Source organism: Paenibacillus sp. HB172176, assembly GCF_011947265.1.
Taxonomy (GTDB): domain Bacteria; phylum Bacillota; class Bacilli; order Paenibacillales; family Paenibacillaceae; genus Pristimantibacillus.
In genome coordinates this window covers 1-1,245 of sequence record NZ_JAATHD010000072.1, presented here as the reverse complement: position 1 = coordinate 1,245, position 1,245 = coordinate 1, and the positions used below count along the sequence as shown (strand labels likewise).

Sequence of the window (1,245 nt, the reverse complement as noted above, 5' to 3'; positions counted from 1 at the left end):
AGAGGTGGGGGATTCTTGGGTTGTTACTCCTGAAGGAGCAAAGTTGTAGCGATATTCCTTCAAGGAACATCGTACGCCAAGCGATCCCTGTGGTTCCCACAGTTCTTTTATCTCAATTATAGCGCCATAGCTATGATGTTCAGGGCTGCGTTCCTGTCTCTCTCATGCGTAGTCTGGCAGGCTGCACACGTCCACACTCGTACACTTAAATCTTTCACTTCTACGTTCTTGCTCCCGCAGACATGGCAGGTTTGACTCGTAGGCGCGTATTCAGGCGCTTTCTTTATCGTTCGTCCATACCACTTTGCTTTGTAGTTGAGCTGTCGACTCATTTCACCCCAAGAGGCATCTGCAATTGATTTGGCAAGACGATGATTCTTCATCATGGTTGCGATGCGCAATACCTCGATACAGATCGTTTGGTTTTCACGGATCCACGTCGTGGTTTGCTTGTGCAACACATCTAATCGGCTATTTTGAATCTTCTCGTGAATACGAGCTACTTTCGCTTTCGCCTTCCTCCAGTTGCTCCCGCCCTTCTTTCTTCTCGCCAGGATACGTTGCCACTTTGCTAATGCTTGTTGATACCTAGGCGTATATCTCGGGTTATCCAAGACAAGCCCCTCCGAAGTCACAGCAAGGTGCTTTATTCCCACATCTATACCCAGAATGGCGTCTGTCTCAGGAAGCGGCTCCATGTCTACCTCACAGACCACGGATACAAACCATTTGCCGCTTGAGGTATAACGCACAGTGGCAGATAGAATTCGGCCTTCGATTTCTCTCGACTTGGCCAATCGTATCCATCCCAATTTCGGCAGCTGTATCTGATTGTCCTTGATGGCAATGTTGTGATTCGTACACCGAGTCGTATAGCTTTGCACGGGTGACTTGCGACTCTTGAAGTGCGGATATTGATTTTGTTTCGTGAAGAAACGCTGAAAGGCGTCCGCTACGTTGCGCACAGCTGATTGTAAGGCGATGCTGTCCACTTCTTTCAACCATGGCCATTCACACTTCATGGCAGGCAGTTCAGTCGCGCATGCAAGGTATGATAAGCCCCTACCCTTTGCTTGATACTCTTCCTGCCATTTCTTCAGGAAATGATTGAACACAAAGCGACTACACCCTAGTGTTTTGCGCAATTGCACGATTTGCTCTTGATTAGGGTAGATACGATATTTGAAAGCTTTATGATGCAGCATCGTTTCCATCACACCTTACATCAAGATTGAAAAGCCTCTA

Annotated in this window: 1 protein-coding gene; it reads right to left on the bottom strand. The window is 47.6% G+C overall.

The window, feature by feature from the left end; translation table 11 throughout:
* Positions 1 to 116: 116 nt before the first annotated feature.
* Positions 117 to 1,205 carry an IS200/IS605 family element RNA-guided endonuclease TnpB gene (gene tnpB, locus HFP08_RS28795; protein WP_168124075.1) on the bottom strand — a complete coding sequence of 363 codons (1,089 nt, stop codon included), beginning with the start codon at positions 1,203 to 1,205 and terminating at the stop codon, positions 117 to 119.
* Between the last annotated feature and the right edge of the window lie 40 nt (positions 1,206 to 1,245).

Excerpts from the sequence above, each read along its gene's own strand:
- tnpB (WP_168124075.1), bottom strand. The coding sequence starts at position 1,205 with ATGCTGCATCATAAAGCTTTCAAATATCGTATCTACCCTAATCAAGAG.